This window comes from Acinetobacter sp. YH01008, assembly GCF_013420435.1.
GTDB classification, from domain to species: Bacteria; Pseudomonadota; Gammaproteobacteria; order Pseudomonadales; family Moraxellaceae; genus Acinetobacter; species Acinetobacter pseudolwoffii.
Genome location: NZ_VOYD01000037.1, coordinates 1 through 16,200, shown reverse-complemented (window position 1 = coordinate 16,200; position 16,200 = coordinate 1). Strand labels below are relative to the sequence as shown.

General features: G+C 43.1%; 15 protein-coding genes. 8 read left to right on the top strand and 7 right to left on the bottom strand.

The features are described from left to right. Positions 1 to 284: 284 nt before the first annotated feature. Positions 285 to 734: a hypothetical protein gene (locus FTT75_RS14045; RefSeq protein WP_252766850.1), complete on the bottom strand. Its 450-nt coding sequence runs from the start codon at positions 732 to 734 to the stop codon at positions 285 to 287. Between the two features lie 173 nt (positions 735 to 907). Between FTT75_RS14045 and FTT75_RS14040 the strand changes: the two genes are divergently transcribed. The 4 genes from FTT75_RS14040 (at position 908) to FTT75_RS14025 (ending at position 5,015) form a co-directional block, all read left to right on the top strand. Beyond that, complete coding sequence (locus tag FTT75_RS14040) at positions 908 to 1,291, top strand: transposase (protein ID WP_004828545.1); 384 nt, start codon at positions 908 to 910, stop codon at positions 1,289 to 1,291. Next, positions 1,288 to 1,623, top strand: coding sequence for an IS66 family insertion sequence element accessory protein TnpB (gene tnpB / locus FTT75_RS14035; RefSeq protein ID WP_000618087.1), 336 nt, complete (start codon positions 1,288 to 1,290; stop codon positions 1,621 to 1,623). Before FTT75_RS14040 ends, tnpB begins: the two co-directional genes overlap by 4 nt. A gap of 74 nt (positions 1,624 to 1,697) precedes the next feature. Next, complete coding sequence (locus FTT75_RS14030; RefSeq protein ID WP_154320205.1) at positions 1,698 to 3,323, top strand: IS66 family transposase; 1,626 nt, start codon at positions 1,698 to 1,700, stop codon at positions 3,321 to 3,323. A gap of 315 nt (positions 3,324 to 3,638) precedes the next feature. Further along, positions 3,639 to 5,015: an NAD-dependent succinate-semialdehyde dehydrogenase gene (locus tag FTT75_RS14025; protein ID WP_180186706.1), complete on the top strand. Its 1,377-nt coding sequence runs from the start codon at positions 3,639 to 3,641 to the stop codon at positions 5,013 to 5,015. 28 nt (positions 5,016 to 5,043) lie between these two features. On the opposite strand, the gene FTT75_RS14020 is transcribed toward FTT75_RS14025, so the two are convergent. From FTT75_RS14020 to FTT75_RS14010, 3 genes are all read right to left on the bottom strand, one after another. Then, positions 5,044 to 6,048, bottom strand: a complete 1,005-nt coding sequence (locus FTT75_RS14020) for a pirin family protein (RefSeq protein ID WP_100329710.1) — start codon at positions 6,046 to 6,048, stop codon at positions 5,044 to 5,046. Positions 6,049 to 6,177: 129 nt separating this feature from the next. Beyond that, entirely contained in the window at positions 6,178 to 6,780 is a 603-nt protein-coding gene (locus tag FTT75_RS14015; RefSeq protein WP_005173841.1) for a hypothetical protein, read from the bottom strand. Between the two features lie 528 nt (positions 6,781 to 7,308). After that, on the bottom strand, positions 7,309 to 7,854 hold the full coding sequence (locus FTT75_RS14010; protein WP_100358032.1) for a glutathione peroxidase: 546 nt from the start codon (positions 7,852 to 7,854) through the stop codon (positions 7,309 to 7,311). Positions 7,855 to 8,044: 190 nt separating this feature from the next. Between FTT75_RS14010 and FTT75_RS14005 the strand changes: the two genes are divergently transcribed. Next, positions 8,045 to 8,941, top strand: coding sequence for a DMT family transporter (locus FTT75_RS14005; RefSeq protein ID WP_005173847.1), 897 nt, complete (start codon positions 8,045 to 8,047; stop codon positions 8,939 to 8,941). Between the two features lie 441 nt (positions 8,942 to 9,382). On the opposite strand, the gene FTT75_RS14000 is transcribed toward FTT75_RS14005, so the two are convergent. The 3 genes from FTT75_RS14000 to FTT75_RS13990 all read right to left on the bottom strand — a co-directional run bounded on the left by FTT75_RS14000 (position 9,383) and on the right by FTT75_RS13990 (position 12,380). Then, positions 9,383 to 9,952, bottom strand: coding sequence for an L-threonylcarbamoyladenylate synthase (locus FTT75_RS14000; protein WP_074383691.1), 570 nt, complete (start codon positions 9,950 to 9,952; stop codon positions 9,383 to 9,385). Between the two features lie 41 nt (positions 9,953 to 9,993). Continuing rightward, positions 9,994 to 11,133: a DNA-processing protein DprA gene (gene dprA, locus FTT75_RS13995; RefSeq protein ID WP_100329712.1), complete on the bottom strand. Its 1,140-nt coding sequence runs from the start codon at positions 11,131 to 11,133 to the stop codon at positions 9,994 to 9,996. Between the two features lie 92 nt (positions 11,134 to 11,225). Further along, positions 11,226 to 12,380: a LysM peptidoglycan-binding domain-containing protein gene (locus FTT75_RS13990; RefSeq protein ID WP_005094531.1), complete on the bottom strand. Its 1,155-nt coding sequence runs from the start codon at positions 12,378 to 12,380 to the stop codon at positions 11,226 to 11,228. 119 nt (positions 12,381 to 12,499) lie between these two features. On the opposite strand from FTT75_RS13990, the gene def reads away from it, so the two are divergent. From def to FTT75_RS13975, 3 genes are all read left to right on the top strand, one after another. Further along, on the top strand, positions 12,500 to 13,030 hold the full coding sequence (gene def, locus FTT75_RS13985) for a peptide deformylase (protein WP_005173860.1): 531 nt from the start codon (positions 12,500 to 12,502) through the stop codon (positions 13,028 to 13,030). Positions 13,031 to 13,122: 92 nt separating this feature from the next. Continuing rightward, positions 13,123 to 13,536: a DUF2946 family protein gene (locus tag FTT75_RS13980; RefSeq protein ID WP_005173863.1), complete on the top strand. Its 414-nt coding sequence runs from the start codon at positions 13,123 to 13,125 to the stop codon at positions 13,534 to 13,536. 70 nt (positions 13,537 to 13,606) lie between these two features. Next, positions 13,607 to 15,670, top strand: a complete 2,064-nt coding sequence (locus FTT75_RS13975) for a TonB-dependent copper receptor (RefSeq protein ID WP_180186705.1) — start codon at positions 13,607 to 13,609, stop codon at positions 15,668 to 15,670. The last annotated feature ends 530 nt before the right edge of the window (positions 15,671 to 16,200 follow it).

The window sequence follows — 16,200 nt, the reverse complement described above, 5'->3', positions numbered from 1 at the left end:
CTTTTTTAGCGTTGGTGCACTGTCTATAACTGTCTTTAAATCCATAAATAGGTGTCCACTTAAATTTAAGTGGACACTATCGCGGTATTAATGAGTTAGAAAAAGTGGGGTTCAGCGGACGCTTACTGTGTTCATAAAAAAAGATTAAGTCTTTTTCTCTGCCATAATTATTGCCAGAACCAAATGTAGCTACTACGTACAAAAAACCAAACTTTTCTAATTCAGATGCTGAAAAGTTACATTCATTATTCTTAAGGTGGTAATCCTTCTTGGATTTGTTCATTTCAAATGATAAGTAGGCTTTTTATAACCCTTCTAATAAAAACGATGTAAATTGAGGAATAATATGAGCATATCTTAAAAAAAGTTTCACGATTTATTTCTTTTGCATCATATAAAAGAGCTAAACGAGCGAGCATTTTAGATTGATGTATTAAATAGGCTTTATCTAAAGCATTGAGTAATTCACCACCTATTTCTAAGTTATTTTGATCCTTGAAGATTTTCAGTAATGTTCCTGATGCTAACTTTTCACCTTCTTTTATAAATTCCAGGATATTTTTCAGTTTTTGCTTTTCGTTATAGTTCCTAAAAACTTGATAAATAGCTAAACCTGATGATGCTATTGGAAAAGCTTTTAAAATTTCTTGAAAAATAGTATCAGTCGTTTCTAAAACTGTATTATCAAAATAGTTTTCTGCTGTTTGAATGATATTAGATTTTATTTGACTCATGATAAATTTTCTTTTTTCAAATATATAGATAATGTACTACACACCTGAAAATTTGAAATTTATATTTTTTAACATCACCTTAAAACAGTAAGCGTCCGCTGAACACACCTTATGAATTCATCCTATAAGCCTTAATTTAGTCCCCACTTAGAAACAAGTGGGGACTTAAATTTATGACTACAAATCATCAGACATCCATCGCATCTCTTGCGAAAAAACGAAGAACATACAGTGCTGAATTTAAACAGCAGATCGTTCAGGCTTGTAAAGCACCGGACGTTTCAATTGCTTCAGTCGCTTTGCAACATGGATTGAATACAAATCTTGTATCCAAATGGATTCGCTTAATTGATGCTAAGCCAGGGAGTGATCGCTCACCACTACCGAATAAACCTGCATTTATTGCCTTATCTTGCTCTGCACCATTAGATCCTACTCCTACTGACATGTTAAAAGTTCAAATTACTTTACCCCACTCAAAAGCAGAAATTGGCTTGAAATGGCAAGTATCAGAAATACCTGCCTTGGCAGAATTACTCAAGGTGCTGGCAACATGATCCGTATCGATGAAATCTGGCTTTCTACCCAACCTCTGGATATGCGAGCAGGGATGGATACTGTCATGGCTCAGGTGGTGAGAGCCTTTGGCTACATTAAACCGCATTGTGCTTACCTGTTCTGTAATAAACGTGGCCATCGCATGAAAGTGCTGGTACATGATGGACTGGGCATCTGGCTGTGTGCCCGGCGGCTGGAACAGGGAAAATTCCACTGGGCTCAAGTTCACCAAGGTGAAACCGTGGCCCTCAGCCCGGAACAGTTACAGGCATTAATCCAAGGTTTGCCCTGGCAGAGAATTGGACGACAGCAGGTGGTGACGATGCTTTAAACCAGGCTGTTCCATTCTGCTATTCTCCAAACGTTCTATTTCATTCTTCTCATGACCTCAGGCATACTGCGGTCATGAATACGCTGCCTGACTTAAGCCAACTGACCCATGAACAACTGCTGGAATTCACCAGGCAGTTGGCGATGCAGCATCAGTCTCTGGCACAATCAAACCAGCAATTAGATGCCAGAGTTCAACATCTTGAAGTCACCAATCAGCAATTAGATTCTAAAGTTCAACATCTTTCTATTCTCAATCAAAAATACGAGCATGAACTGGCGCTGTTTAAACAGCATAAATTCGGCAGTAAAAACGAACATCTCACCGCAAAACAAATCCATCTGTGGGACGAAGCGGTCGAAGAAGATATCGCAGCCGTTGATCTGGAATTAGAACGATTAAATGCAGATAAAACCGATGCAGCGACACAGAAAGCCAAAACCAATAAACCTAAACGTCGACTGCTGCCAGATCATCTACACACCATCCGTATTGAGCATGAACCTGCATCAACCCAATGCAGTTGTGGCTGCCAGTTACGTCGTATCGGCGAAGATATCAGTGAAAAACTGCATTTCAGACCGGCACAGTTCTACAAGGAACAGCATGTTCGTGGCAAATGGGTCTGTGATCAGTGTGACACCCTGACTCAGCAAGCGATGCCTGCCTATGTGATTGATAAAGGCATTGCTTCACCTGAACTGCTCAGCCATGTGCTGGTATCGAAGTATGCCGATCATTTGCCGCTGTACCGTCAGCGCCTGATCTATCAGCGGGCTGGCATTGATCTGTCCAGATCCACTTTATCTGACTGGATTGGTCGCTGCGGTGTGGAACTGGAGCCTCTGGCTAATGCCTTAAAAGAGGTGGTGCTGCAACAGCAGGTGCTGCATGCAGATGAAACACCAGTCACCATTATGCGGATGGGTGAGAATGAGAAAAAACCGAAGAAAGGTTATGTCTGGGCCTATGCCACCACACAGTACAATCCAGTTCAGGCGGTGATCTATGACTTTCAGGATAGTCGTTCAGGTCAGCATGCTGAAGCGTTCCTGAAAGACTGGCAGGGCCATCTGGTCTGTGATGATTACAGCGGTTATAAAGCACGCTTTAAATCAGGTCAGGTCATTGAGGTGGGCTGCATGGCGCATGCGCGTCGTAAATTCCATGAACTGCATGTGACCAAAAAAAGTCAGGTCGCTGAACAGGCATTAGTGCTGATTCAGAAACTGTATGCCATAGAAGCAGAACTCAGGAAAAAGACCGATGGTACAGCAGAACAGCGCCGCGAATACCGACAACAGCATAGTCAACCGGTGATGCAACAACTGTATGAATGGCTCAACCAACATCAACTGACTGTGCCATCGAGTTCTCCAACCGCCAAGGCGATCAATTACACTCTGAAGCGTTGGCCAGCTTTAAGCCGCTATCTGGATGATGGCAATCTACCGATTTGCAATAACTGGGTGGAAAACCAGATGCGCCCCTGGGCGTTGGGACGTAAGAACTGGTTATTTGCAGGTTCGCTGCGCAGCGGTCAGCGAGCAGCCAATATTATGACATTAATCCAGTCAGCAAAGCTGAATGGGCTGGATCCCTATGCCTATTTAAGTGATGTGCTGAAAAGGTTGCCGACACATAAAGTGACTCAGATTGAAGAATTGCTACCACACCGCTGGAAACCTAAATCGAATTAAAAAATAGGCATGGGGTTCAGCGGACGCTTACTTAAAACAGCTGATTTAGATTATTTGTTTTAGCTTAGAATTTTTGCAAGTATTGATCTTGAGAGTGTTAGTTTTACATTTCCGATTCTTAAATAAATTTCATTTTGTACCACTCGATATAACTTTTACCTGCTCTCAGTAATGTTTTGAACCAATCTGTAAGCAGACACACGCGATAAAAAAATCAGTGATAAGTTAAATAATTCGAATAGATACACGCTTGTTATCACTTAATGCGATAGAAGTGTAGAACAGGCAAAACTTATAATTGAAAAAGGGAAAATTATGGCTTATCAATCTATTAATCCATTTACTAATCAAAAATTGAAAGACTACCCATCCCATAGCGATCAAGATATTCAAAATGCCCTCGATACAGCAGAAAAAATCCTAAAGTCAGACTGGGCTCAACAGGTCGATACCCGTATTGAAGTACTTCGTAAACTGGCCAGCAATATGCGAGAGCAAAAGTCTGAACTGGCTAAGCTCATGACGCTGGATATGGGGAAACTGATCAAGCAGGGTGAAGGTGAAATCGAAACCTGTGCCAAAATCGCCGAATACTATGCTGATCATGCCAAAGAATTTTTAGCGCCCGTGTCCTATGAAACGGAACTGGGTGAGGCCTGGGTTGAGCATCATCCATTGGGTATTATCATGGCGGTAGAACCGTGGAATTTCCCATTTTATCAACTGATGCGGGTATTTGCACCGAACTGTGCCATTGGTAATCCGGTTCTGGCAAAACATGCCGGCATTGTGCCGCAATGTGCTGAAGCCTTTGAGCAACTGGTCTTGGATGCAGGCGCACCCAAAGGTGTCTGGACCAATCTGTTTATCAGCAGTGATCAGGTCGCTGAAGTAATTGCAGACAAGCGTGTGCGTGGTGTGGCACTCACAGGTTCAGAAGGTGCGGGCAGTGCAGTCGCTGAACAGGCGGGCAAACATCTTAAAAAATCAACGCTGGAACTGGGCGGTAATGATGTATTTATCGTACTCGATGATGCAGATCTCGAACGCGCAATTAAATTAGGCTGTCAGGCGCGAGTCAATAATGCCGGCCAAGTCTGTACGGCGGCGAAACGATTTATCCTGCATGAAAAAATTGCCGAACAGTTTAAAGCTGGCATGCTCAAAGCCTTCGAACAATTAAAACTCGGTGATCCGCTTGATCCGGAAACCACGCTAGGGCCGCTGTCTTCCAAAGATGCCTTGGAAAAGCTCACCAAACAAGTCGAAAAAGCCGTAGCGCAAGGTGCAACTGTAGTTACTGGTGCTAAAGCCATAGAACATCAAGGCAATTTCTATGCACCGACCATTCTGGAAAATATCACGCGTGAAAATGAAGCCTGGTATGAAGAATTCTTTGGTCCAGTGGCGCAAATCTATGTTGCAAAAGATGATGATGAAATTGTCGAAATTGCCAATGATTCTAACTATGGTCTGGGCGGCGTGATCCATGCGCAAGATATTAAGCGCGCTAAACAACTGGCGTCACGGGTGGAAACCGGTATGATCTGGATCAACTGGTTTACCGATACCACGCCGGAATTACCATTTGGCGGGATGAAGAACTCCGGTTATGGCCATGAACTCTCGATTGATGGTTTCAAAGAATTTGTGCAAAAGAAACTGGTCGTGGTCAAAAGCCCGAAGAAATAAAATATTGACTCGACAAAGAAGCCACTATTCAGTGGCTTCTTTGTTCTGGATATTCTTCGCGTTGACCACCGTCATAGCTAGCAAAACGAGGTCGTTCTCGTGGAAATGATGGTTCAGCGTTTGGCCAAGGCCAAGCACCAAACTGGGTGTCACGATAACGGCGAAAAGCAGCATCCAGTTCCTGCGGAGTATTTAACACAAAGGGCCCGCGCATCGCCACGGGTGCACCAATCGGTTCACCTTCTAGCCATAAAATATGTGATTCCAGTAAACCACCTTTGAGATGAATATCCTGATCTGGTTTGAGTTCTATCAGATGCTTGACCTGTATTTTCTGTCCTTCCAGCTCCAGACTTTTGCCTTGGTAGAAATAACAAAAACGCGTCGCGCTCGCAGTACTTGCCGGAATAATCAGCTCTGCCTCAGGCGCAAGTGTGATCAGGTAAATATTGACCCTGTTTTCAGCAGGTGCTGCCCAAGAATGGGGTGGACGATCCAGTGCTTCGGTATCTTTAAACTGCCCTGAAATGACCCGAATATCCGCTTTAGGTCCGGCTGCATTGGCTGAAAATACATGCGGAATCTGTTCACGCCACAACATTTTATAATCGGCCGGCTGCTTTTTCTGTTCCGGTGAGGAATTCAGCCAGATTTGAAACAGCTCCAGAGGATTATCCTGATCTTGATGAACTAAGGGAAACATTTCGCAGTGCTGTACCCCATTGCCGGTGGTCAGCCATTGCACATCACCTGCGGCATAACGTCCCGAGTTTCCGAGCGAGTCAAAATGGTCGACATAACCGCGCTCGACAATGGTAATGGTTTCAAAACCGGTATGCGGATGCTCCGGAAAGCCGGGAATTTGCTCGCCATAATACATGTCATATTCATGCTGATACGGCGGTGTAACTGGCCCTAATTGGGCATTGCCTTGTGGATAATGATCCTGATGGTGAACAGTAAAAATAAAGGGATCTTTCAGGTCAAGTCGGGATTCGACCGGAACAACAGAATACAGCACTGAATTCGACATGATTGAACTCCTGATTATTTTATTAGATATAAGCTTTTAATTTAAATTAGTTTTTATAATAAATCACAGTGTAAAGCAGATAAGGCGATTGAGGAAGATGCTTTCCGATCTATCGCCTTAGATGAAGGTTTAGGTATTTTCCTGTTCAGTCGTACTGTCTGATTTTTGCTCTGGATTCTGGATCAGCAGCCCCGCCAGTTTGATCATTTCAGCTTGCACATTGACCATCTGCGATTCAATTTTTTTCAGGTCGATCTGGCTTAAATCCATGTCACCATTCAACAGCGGTGAGGCCAAGACTTGCTGATTGGCACTCATGATATTGCTGCGGATCTGGTCAATTTCCTGACTTTTTAAGTTCAGGTTGCCGAGTACCTGATTAAAGCTGTTGAGTTGCTGTTGTAACTGGGTTGCGGTGGACTGCAGTTGCTGAGTATCCTTGGCTTCTACTGCACTTTGTAGCTCAGTCTGAGTCTGCTTCAACTGTTCCACATAACTGCCTGCTTTCAGCTGTAAGTCAGCCACATCACGAACCATATAAAACATATTGCCCGATCTAAGCTCAGTTGGTGCGGTAGCGCCAGTTTGCGGCTGGCTGGCAGTGTCAAGATCGGAACTACGAGTTTCCGCTTGCTCAGTGGGTGCTTCAACTGCCTGTTCACATCCCATCAGTAAAATCCCTGAGCTAAATAATGCAAAAGGAAGAACGGCATTGGCAAGAATCTTGGACATGGAATCAGGGTCTCGGTGCAGGTGGAAATATTTCATGATTTAATATAGGGACAAACTATGGAGATAAAAAAGATTGTTGCAAAGTTATAACAAATTTACTGAAGCGCAGACCGTCTTCGATTAAAAATGCTTAAAAAATAAAGATAAAACTCACGTTTTCAACTCAATAAATTGTTTGGGCTGTAATGATGTTAAGAAACGGAGAGTTCTGGATATGCATGCTTACATTCTCCCTATTCACTTGATCCAGTACGGGTTTCTCATACGCGTAGAATGCATTTGATATAGAAAATACGCTTGCTTTTACTCAATGGTTTATTGCTTCAAGTGTATTGTTAATCTAACCGAGGATTATTGCAGATTAGGCCTGTTAGATTGATGAACAGGCGACGAACTATAGCCAAAAATAAAAGTTGAGGGCGACTTATAGATAGGATTTATATGAATCATTATGTATTTAACTCGCTGTGTTTAAATTACAAAGTAAGTATCTATTGGGTAAATACATACTTACTTTGCGATTAGCAATTATTTGGCCAGTTCGGCATTTACCGCATCCACAATTCGCGGATCATCTGCAGTAATGTCAGGCGCAAAACGTGCAACCACTTCGCCATTCTTATTGATCAGAAATTTCTCAAAGTTCCATAACACTTCAGGCGGTTGGTTTGGAGTCAGGCCATAATCGACCAGATCTTTCCACCACGGGCCTTCACCGATCCGCTCTGGTACAGCTTGAGTCAGCGTGGTATAGAGCGGATGCTTGTCTTCGCCCGCCACAGAAATTTTAGCAAAGAGCGGGAAGTCAACCTGATAATTGATAGAGCAGAATTCCTGAATCTCTGCTTCGCTACCTGGTTCCTGCTCCAGAAAGTTATTGGCAGGGAAGCCCAGAATTTCCAGACCTTGCGTTTTTTTGTCTTTATACAGCTTTTGCAAACCTTCATATTGCGGAGTTAGACCACATTTCGATGCCACGTTCACCACAAGCAATACCTTGCCCTGATACTGGTTTAAGGTGGTTTCTGGGCCTTGAATGGTTTTGACTGGAATGTCATATACAGAGCGAGTCATTAGATTTCCTGTTTATTCAGACTGAATCGTCTTTGTTTTAACGGGTATTTAGATTCAATACAAGTAACAGCAGCTGAAGCAGGAGGCTTAAATCGGTAAATTGCCTGAATATCATGTGAAAAATCTATTATGCTAGGGTGCGCAAATAGCAATCGCTAAATAACAAGACAAGCGACACATGGATGAGGGTATGACACAGCAGCACAAAGCAGTCTGGTGGGCGATGGTATTGCCATTGGCCGCAGTTTTTATTTGGTCCTTAAACATGACAGTGACACGTTATGTGGCGGATTATATTTCTCCCATCAGTATCAGTTTTTACCGCTGGGTACTGGCACTGCTGATTTTAAGCCCATTTCTGTTGCCCAAGGTCAAAGCGGCCTGGCCGGAAATTCGACCACATCTTGGACACTTTGCAGTTTTGAGTGCCTTGGGGATGGTGCTGTATCAAGGATTGGCCTATAGCTCTGCACACTTTACCACTGCGACCAATATGGGGCTGATCAATGCCTTTATTCCTATTTTTACCATTATTGTGGGTATTTTTGTCTTAAAAATTCGCCCGACACAGGCTGCGGTACTGGGGAGTCTGCTGTCTTTTATTGGGCTGATGTATGTCATGGCCCAAGGGCAGGGGCTGCATTTCTTGACGGTGGGCGACAGTTATATCGGTGATTTGCTGATGCTGATCGCAGTATTTTTCTATGCCTGCTATGGCGTCTTGCTGAAAAAATGGCAGATTCAGATTCCACTGTTGCTGAGTCTGTATATCCAGATTTTTATGGCCTGTCTCTATCATATTCCATTGGTACTTTACTTCGGTCTGGACAGTATCAATAGCCATAATGCAGCCAGTATTGTTTATGCCGGAATTTTTCCTTCTATTTTAGCCCCGTTTTTTTGGATGATGGCGGTACAGCAACTCGGTCCAAATCGTAGCAGTATTTTTATGAATCTGATGCCGGTTTTTACCGCGATAGTCGCCTATCTCTGGTTAGGTGAAGCCTGGACCATGTATCACAGTATTGGAGGTGGTATCATTTTACTGGGAATTATATGGGCACAATATCCGGGAAGAGCAAAGTGATAAGCTAAGGAACAGTTTATCAAGATATTAATTGTTTGAATATTAAGCAAGCAATCAAGGTTTTTTAATTGAAATAGCCTGTTAAATCCCAATTTTTAAATGTGAAAATAAATATAAAAATCTTAATTTATTTTAAAACTGGAATAGAAAGAGCAAGATAGTTTGAATTTTGGTTAAAAGTTGCCTAGTATTAATAGAAAATATGTATTAATTGAGTTTTTTATTGTACTTGTCGTTGCACTAATTTTCTCTCATAATGCATCCATCGAGAATGATTAAACATATTTTTCCTTGTTTTATCAAACTCCCAGAGATTTCTGAACCCTCTGGATGTGATTTATGCACATCCTTTTTTATGCTCAACCATCCCTATATGGTTGAGCTTTTTTTTGTCTTAAAACTTTAGTCGAGCTTGAATATCTGAGTCGACTGAGAACCAACTTAGTCGCGAATAATCGCCCCACTGACGGCGTCAATAATCCGGCTCGGTTGCTGGCTTAACCCTAAGTCACCATTCAGATAATTCAGATTCTGATCAAAGTAGCGAATCGCATCTTGCAGTGAACGTGCCGGTTCCAATCCTGCAGGATTGGCACTGGTAGACACAATAAAACCGCCAAAGGCCTGACACAGTGCCATACAGAGTGGATGGTTGGTAACGCGAACCGCCACTTTGGGATGATCGCCCTTAATCCAGGCCGGAATCTCCTGATGCGCGGGAAGCAGCCAGGTAATGGCGCGTTCAGCGGGTCTGTCATTGCTCCAGGATTCAATCACTTGTTCACGCATTTCTGTAGTTAAATCTTGCAGCAGATGTTCCACCTGTGAAATATGCGCTGCCAATAGAATCACCCCTTTTTCAATCGGGCGCTGTTTCAATTTTAAAATCTGATGAAATGCCTGTTCATTATAAGGGTCGCAACCCAAGCCCCAAACAGCCTCTGTAGGATATGCCAAGACTTGTCCGTCTTTAAGACATGCTGCTGCTTCAGCAACAGAGGTAGTAATCATGTGAATACCTTATACAAAACAACAAAGCCCTATTGTGAACTTTATTTCAGTGGACGACAACGCTGATACATGCCCGCTTGTTGAGTACTCAAGCCGAGCAGCTCAAGTTCCATCAATTGACTGGTCAAGGAAGATACTTCCTGTTGTAAATGAAAACTGAGCTGATCCAGACTCTGCCCGACCCAATCGAGTTGATTATAAAGATGAATTAAATGGGGCGGGATAGTACGTTCTTGCTCAGGATAAGTATCTTTTTTGAAGTGATTTGCATTCGCTTGCCACTGTGTTGCTAGGGCTAAATCCTCAATCACTTGCTGTGGATGGTCAATTAAAATCGCACCTTCACGAATCAGTTGATGACAACCTTGATGATGTTCACTGTAAATATGCCCCGGAATTGCAAATATGTTCTTGCCTTGTTCCGCTGCCCATTGTGCCGTAAGCAATGAACCACTTTTTAAAGCAGCTTCTGCCACAATCACCCCAAGACTTAAGCCGCTGACAATTCGGTTGCGCCGTGGAAAATGCTGCTGCAAGGGTGGGGTAAAAGGCAAAAACTCAGTAATAACTGTACCACCGTGGTTAATCATTTGCTGACGTAGTGCTTGATGTACAGCAGGATAGGTCTGTTCGATCCCTGTACCCATCACTGCAATCGTTCGTCGATGTTGTAGCGCAGCCCGATGTGCTGCTTCATCAATCCCTTGTGCCAAGCCACTATTAATATAAAAACCTTGCTCACTCAGATAAAAGGCAAAGTCATAGGCGACTTGCTGTCCGTGCGGACTTGGCTTGCGACTGCCAACAATCGCAATTTGTGGCTGGAGTAACTGATCTGCATGTCCCTGCCCGAACAGAATCGGCGGCTTATGCTCATAATGACTCAGTTGTTGTGGATATTCAGCATCTGTATGCAAAAGCACAAAATCACTGTGCAACTGAATCTGTTCTAGACTGTGTTGAAAATGGGTTTGAGATTCGCTGCTTTGAAAGTCTTTCAGGCGTTGAATATGATTTTTATGAAGGCCGAGCTTTTGCCAGGTCTCGATTTGAGAACAATGGACTGCATCTGCAAGATCTGCATAATGCCGACTGATTTTATAAAAGCTGGTGAGGGAATGTTGCACCAAATACCACAGCGTGATGGCATTGATTTGTGATGTCGACAATCTGTTCAACATAGTGAGACCTATTTTTGCGTCTTCTTATTATTGGTATGAATGAAAATAAGTGAGATGATGCTGATCTATCAACATCATCTCACTTTGCAACCTTAGTCTTCTAACAAAGGAGGCTGAATGCCGGCACCCACTTTAATTGGAAGCTCGCTATCCAGCACATAGGCATAGCTCAATTGATCGAAGGCTTTAAAGACCATCACCTGACCAATACGCTCACCTGGCAATTGCACCCGTTCTTTAGTCTTCGGATCAGTCACCACTTCACCTTTCTGGTTTACGCTAAAGACATGACCTGTCTGAACGCCATGTGCCGTACCACGGTCAAGGGTGACGACACTATGACGTGCTGCAGTACCAATCGACCCCAATACACGCACAATCTGACCACCAGGCACAATACTTTCTGCATTGGTTGGGTAGAACAGCGTCGGTAACATCGGGTCGTATTCAGCGAGTACGCGGTCACCGCGACGCACCTCCGCGTTATAACTGTCAGTCAGCTCCAGTGTGGTTACCTCACCTTCACTACGTACCGCAATACCAGATGCCACCTGTTGCAGCTCGAGTGCAGCAGTATATTTCTTGCCATTCGCATCGGTAAATACATAAGGCTCAGCTTCACGATAAACGGCATAGCGTTGACCAACGACCAGACCGTTACCACGTACATAGACTTTCTGGCCTTTGCCCGCCAGTACGCGCTGATCTGCAGTTCCAAGAATGTATGGGGTGCCTTGAACTGAATCAGGCGCCATCAGGGTATAGCGCTCTAGCCACTGTTTGATATGTTCTAGTGGAATCACTGGAATGGTATTGTTTAAAGATTCAACCCGAATCTGAGGTTGCAGAGAGGTGCTGCCCAGATAGCGGCTGATAATACCGTCACAACCATCACCTTCATCTTTGCCAATAATCGGACGGCCCTGGTAATCACACATCAACAGGCGATCGCCCGGGAAAATCCAATGTGGATTTTTCACATGCTTGTTGCTGGCCCAGATTTCAGGCCAACGCACCGGGTTTTTCAAAAAGCGTTTTGAGATGTCCCAGAGGGTATCGCCTTTTTTGACCACATAAATATTGGGTGCACTGGCTTTTAATGCCGGCGGATTGACATTACGTGCAGGTGCGGCCTCGGCAGAATGAATAGTCCCCATACCGACACCGACACAAACGGCGAGTGCCAGCATCTGATTTTTAAACCCCAAGGCACTAAAAAATGGCATGCCCTTCAAAACCTTTTTCATTATCATAATTCCTAAAATTATGTGCGTAGTTGCGTTATAATAACGATCTTACACACATTTTTTGATGAAGCATTCCCTTCATTTGGTTTTTTGATCAATGGCATAATTGAGGACGCAGTATGGCCTTATTACCTATTTTAAGTTTCCCGGATCCCCGTCTTCGTACCATTGCACAACCTGTCGAAGATGTGACTGATGAAATTCGTCAGCTCGCTGCAGATATGTTTGAAACCATGTATGAAGCACCAGGTATCGGACTTGCCGCGACTCAGGTGGATCGTCATATTCAGCTGATTGTTATGGATCTGTCTGAAAATAAAGATCAACCGATGGTGTTTATTAACCCCAAAATTACACCATTGACTGAAGAAACGCAGCCCTACGAAGAAGGCTGTCTATCAGTTCCTCAAATATACGATAAAGTTGACCGTCCGTCACGTGTAAAAATCGAGGCAATTAATCTGGAAGGTCAAGCATTTGAACTCGAAGCTGACGGACTTCTCGCTGTGTGTATTCAACATGAAATGGATCACTTAAGTGGCAAATTATTTGTTGATTATTTATCGCCATTAAAACGTCAACGTGCACGTGAAAAAGTAGAAAAACTGGTACGCCAGCGTAATAAAGACAAGGTGGCAGTTAAACGCTAGGATATTTTTTTAATTTATTTTAATGATCCAACAAAGCCCAATTCTGATTGGGCTTTGTTATAATCGACATGAGCATATTTTAGGAGTGGCCTGTGTTTTTACGCGCGGGGCTGCTATTTGCATTTGCAGCTGTGTTTCTACAGATTGCTGTATTTTTACAGCCTTTGTTACCGACGCAATATCAGGTTGCTCCGGTCTGCGAAACCATCACGCGTGCGCTTCTTATCGCGACAGACGTTCATACACAGCATAGTGCCAGTGAACATCACCATTTCAAAGTCCAATCTGGTCATATTCAGCATGATCATCATGATGCCAATCATCAGTGTCAATACTGTACGGTTTATGCCAATTTAGTCTTACCGCCGGATCTGGATATCAAACAGGTACTTGACCGGATTCAGGTACGTTTAATTGCTTATCAAAAAACCTTTAAGCATGTCTGGTTTGTCCTTCAGCAGCTCTTTTTAATTCCTCAGGGACGAGCGCCGCCACTGCCTGCATAAACCTGCATTTTTCGCTTGGGTTGTTATTGACTCAAGCCATGCTTTTTTATGTATTCAGTGAGATAAAAAAATGGCTCAGCCTAAATTTTTTTTACAGCCACTTGCGGCTGCGATTTGTGTTATCTGTTATTCACCAGCCACAATGGCAAATGAAACGATGCCCGTGCAAACTTTGGCACCGATTGTGGTGACTTTTACAGCAGGTAATGATGCCAATGGACTGATTGTCCGTGCTGATCCGAAACAGCCGATTCAACCGATTCCGGCATCAGATGGTGCAGACTATTTACAAAGTATTGTCGGTTTTAGTGCAGTGAATAGCGGTGCCGGCACCAATGGTGATGTGACTTTCCGGGGTATGTTTGGTTCAAGAATTAAAATCCTGACCGATGGCACTGAAAACCTGGGGGCCTGTCCAAGTCGGATGGACTCACCCACCTCTTATATTTCTCCGGAAAGCTATGACCGTATTTCGGTGATTAAAGGACCGCAAACGGTTCAGTATGCCAATACTGGCTCTGCGGCCACAGTGATTTTCGAACGTACGCCGGAACAGTTTGATCAAGATCAAAACTATCGCGGTCAGGCCAGTGTCTTGATGGGGTCATTTGGCCGTCTGGATCATAATGTCGAAGTTGCAGCAGGCGATGCGCAGAAATATATCCGTCTGAATACCAATCGTTCGGTATCGAATAGTTATCAAGATGGTGATGGAACCACTGTGCCTTCAGATTGGGAACGCTGGAATGCGGATCTGGCTTTAGGCTGGACACCGGATGAAGATACCTGGGTAGAGTTGACTGGCGGTAAAGCTGATGGTGAAGCCGTCTATGCGGGGCGCATGATGGATGGTTCCAAGTTTGCCCGTGAAAGTTTAGGACTTCGTGTAGAAAAGAAAAATCTTACCGATATCATTCAAAAAGTCGAAGCTCAAGTGAACTATAACTTTAATGACCACGTTATGGATAACTATAGTTTAAGACCAAAACCAATGATGGAAATGGCAACCAATGTGGCACGTAAAACCTTAAATGCGCGTGTTGCCATGACCAGTGAGTGGGACAAGATCAAACTGATCTCTGGTCTTGATACACAAAATAATGAGCACTCGATTCGTAAGACAACAGCTGGCGTTCCCTATCAGAATATGCCACGCATGACCGATATGGAATTTCAGTCTGTAGGTGGTTTTGGTGAATTAAGCTATCAGCTTAATGAAAATAATAAACTGGTTTCTGGTTTGCGTATCGATCAAGTTGAAGTTGATGCAGTTCAATCCGCACAAGAACGTAAAGAAACTTTACCAAGCGCGTTTATACGTTTTGAAAATACCCATCCAGAACATGATGAAGGTAAAACCTATATCGGACTGGGGTATGTGGAGCGTGTGCCTGATTATTGGGAATTATTTAAGACCGATTATCATGGAATAACTGCAAATACATTTAAGCAACTGGAAACAGAAAAGACCTTACAACTCGATCTGGGTTATCAACATCATCATGGCGCGTTTAATTCTTGGGTATCAGCTTATGCCGGTGTGATTCAGGATTTTATTCTGATGACTTATCCTAAGTCTGCAAACTCTGGGCATGGTCATCCTATGGGTAATGATACCGGAGAAATGCAGCCAGCAAAAATGAATAGTGCGGATTCAAGAAATATCGATGCAACCATTGCAGGCGCAGAAGCTGGAATTGGTTATCAGTTTACTGATGCAATTCACGCAGATATCAGTGCCATGTATGCTTGGGGCGAAAACACCACAGACAATACGCCGTTGCCACAAATTTCACCTTTAGAAGCCCGTGTTAACTTGCGCTATGTTCAAGACAAATATAATTTTGGATTATTGTGGCGTGTAGTAGATGGTCAAAGTCGTATTAGTGAACGAGAAGGTAATATCGTTGGTTATGACAATAAGCAGAGCGCAGGCTTTGGCACTTTGTCTTTAAATGGTAGCTACCATGTCATGGATAGCGTGGATATATCAGTCGGAGTCGATAATGTCCTAAACCGGACTTATACCGAGCACTTAAATAAAATGGGGGCTTCCGGGACAGGTTTACCAACAACCGAGCAGTTTAATAATATGGGACGTAATTACTGGGCACGTGTCAGTATGAAATTCTAATTGTTCCTCAGTACTCCAAAAGCCATTGCTCAATAGCGATGGCTTTTTAATTTTTAGCGTTGCAATCAATATTTCCATATTTAAATAGGGCCTATGTATCTTGGATGAAGACCGGATAAAACAAGTTTTGTGTATATAAACGCCAGGTTGATGAAGAATCAAACAAGAATAGAATGTGAATTGAACGATATAAGTCATGTGATAAAGATTTTTATAATTTAAATTGAAATAAAACAATATCTTATTGTGTTTGTGGAGGGGGTTTATTGAATGTGCTCAATAAAATTCAAAAACAATGAAAATAAATTAACTATATATAACAATTACTTATATTTTTATTGGTTTGAAAAATAAACACACGATAAAAAATCTTTGCAAGAAGTGTTGCAAGCCTCCTGAAATCCTGTAGAATGCACATCCATCGGCAGTGATGAAGATTAAAACTTCTGATAAAACAGTAACTTAGCACGAGGTGTTAAGATTGGGTTTTGTTGGTTAAGTTCAAATTAATTTGAATTACGGATTGACAC

Bases quoted from the DNA above. Each gene is read 5' to 3' on its own strand.
- FTT75_RS14005 (WP_005173847.1), top strand. From the start codon at position 8,045: ATGACACAGCAGCACAAAGCAGTCTGGTGGGCGATGGTATTGCCATTG.
- tnpB (WP_000618087.1), top strand. From the start codon at position 1,288: ATGATCCGTATCGATGAAATCTGGCTTTCTACCCAACCTCTGGATATG.
- FTT75_RS14030 (WP_154320205.1), top strand. From the start codon at position 1,698: ATGAATACGCTGCCTGACTTAAGCCAACTGACCCATGAACAACTGCTG.
- FTT75_RS14045 (WP_252766850.1), bottom strand. From the start codon at position 734: ATGAGTCAAATAAAATCTAATATCATTCAAACAGCAGAAAACTATTTT.
- FTT75_RS14025 (WP_180186706.1), top strand. From the start codon at position 3,639: ATGGCTTATCAATCTATTAATCCATTTACTAATCAAAAATTGAAAGAC.
- def (WP_005173860.1), top strand. From the start codon at position 12,500: ATGGCCTTATTACCTATTTTAAGTTTCCCGGATCCCCGTCTTCGTACC.
- FTT75_RS14000 (WP_074383691.1), bottom strand. From the start codon at position 9,952: ATGATTACTACCTCTGTTGCTGAAGCAGCAGCATGTCTTAAAGACGGA.
- dprA (WP_100329712.1), bottom strand. From the start codon at position 11,133: ATGTTGAACAGATTGTCGACATCACAAATCAATGCCATCACGCTGTGG.
- FTT75_RS13975 (WP_180186705.1), top strand. From the start codon at position 13,607: ATGGCTCAGCCTAAATTTTTTTTACAGCCACTTGCGGCTGCGATTTGT.
- FTT75_RS14020 (WP_100329710.1), bottom strand. From the start codon at position 6,048: ATGTCGAATTCAGTGCTGTATTCTGTTGTTCCGGTCGAATCCCGACTT.
- FTT75_RS14015 (WP_005173841.1), bottom strand. From the start codon at position 6,780: ATGTCCAAGATTCTTGCCAATGCCGTTCTTCCTTTTGCATTATTTAGC.
- FTT75_RS13990 (WP_005094531.1), bottom strand. From the start codon at position 12,380: ATGAAAAAGGTTTTGAAGGGCATGCCATTTTTTAGTGCCTTGGGGTTT.
- FTT75_RS14010 (WP_100358032.1), bottom strand. From the start codon at position 7,854: ATGACTCGCTCTGTATATGACATTCCAGTCAAAACCATTCAAGGCCCA.
- FTT75_RS14040 (WP_004828545.1), top strand. From the start codon at position 908: ATGACTACAAATCATCAGACATCCATCGCATCTCTTGCGAAAAAACGA.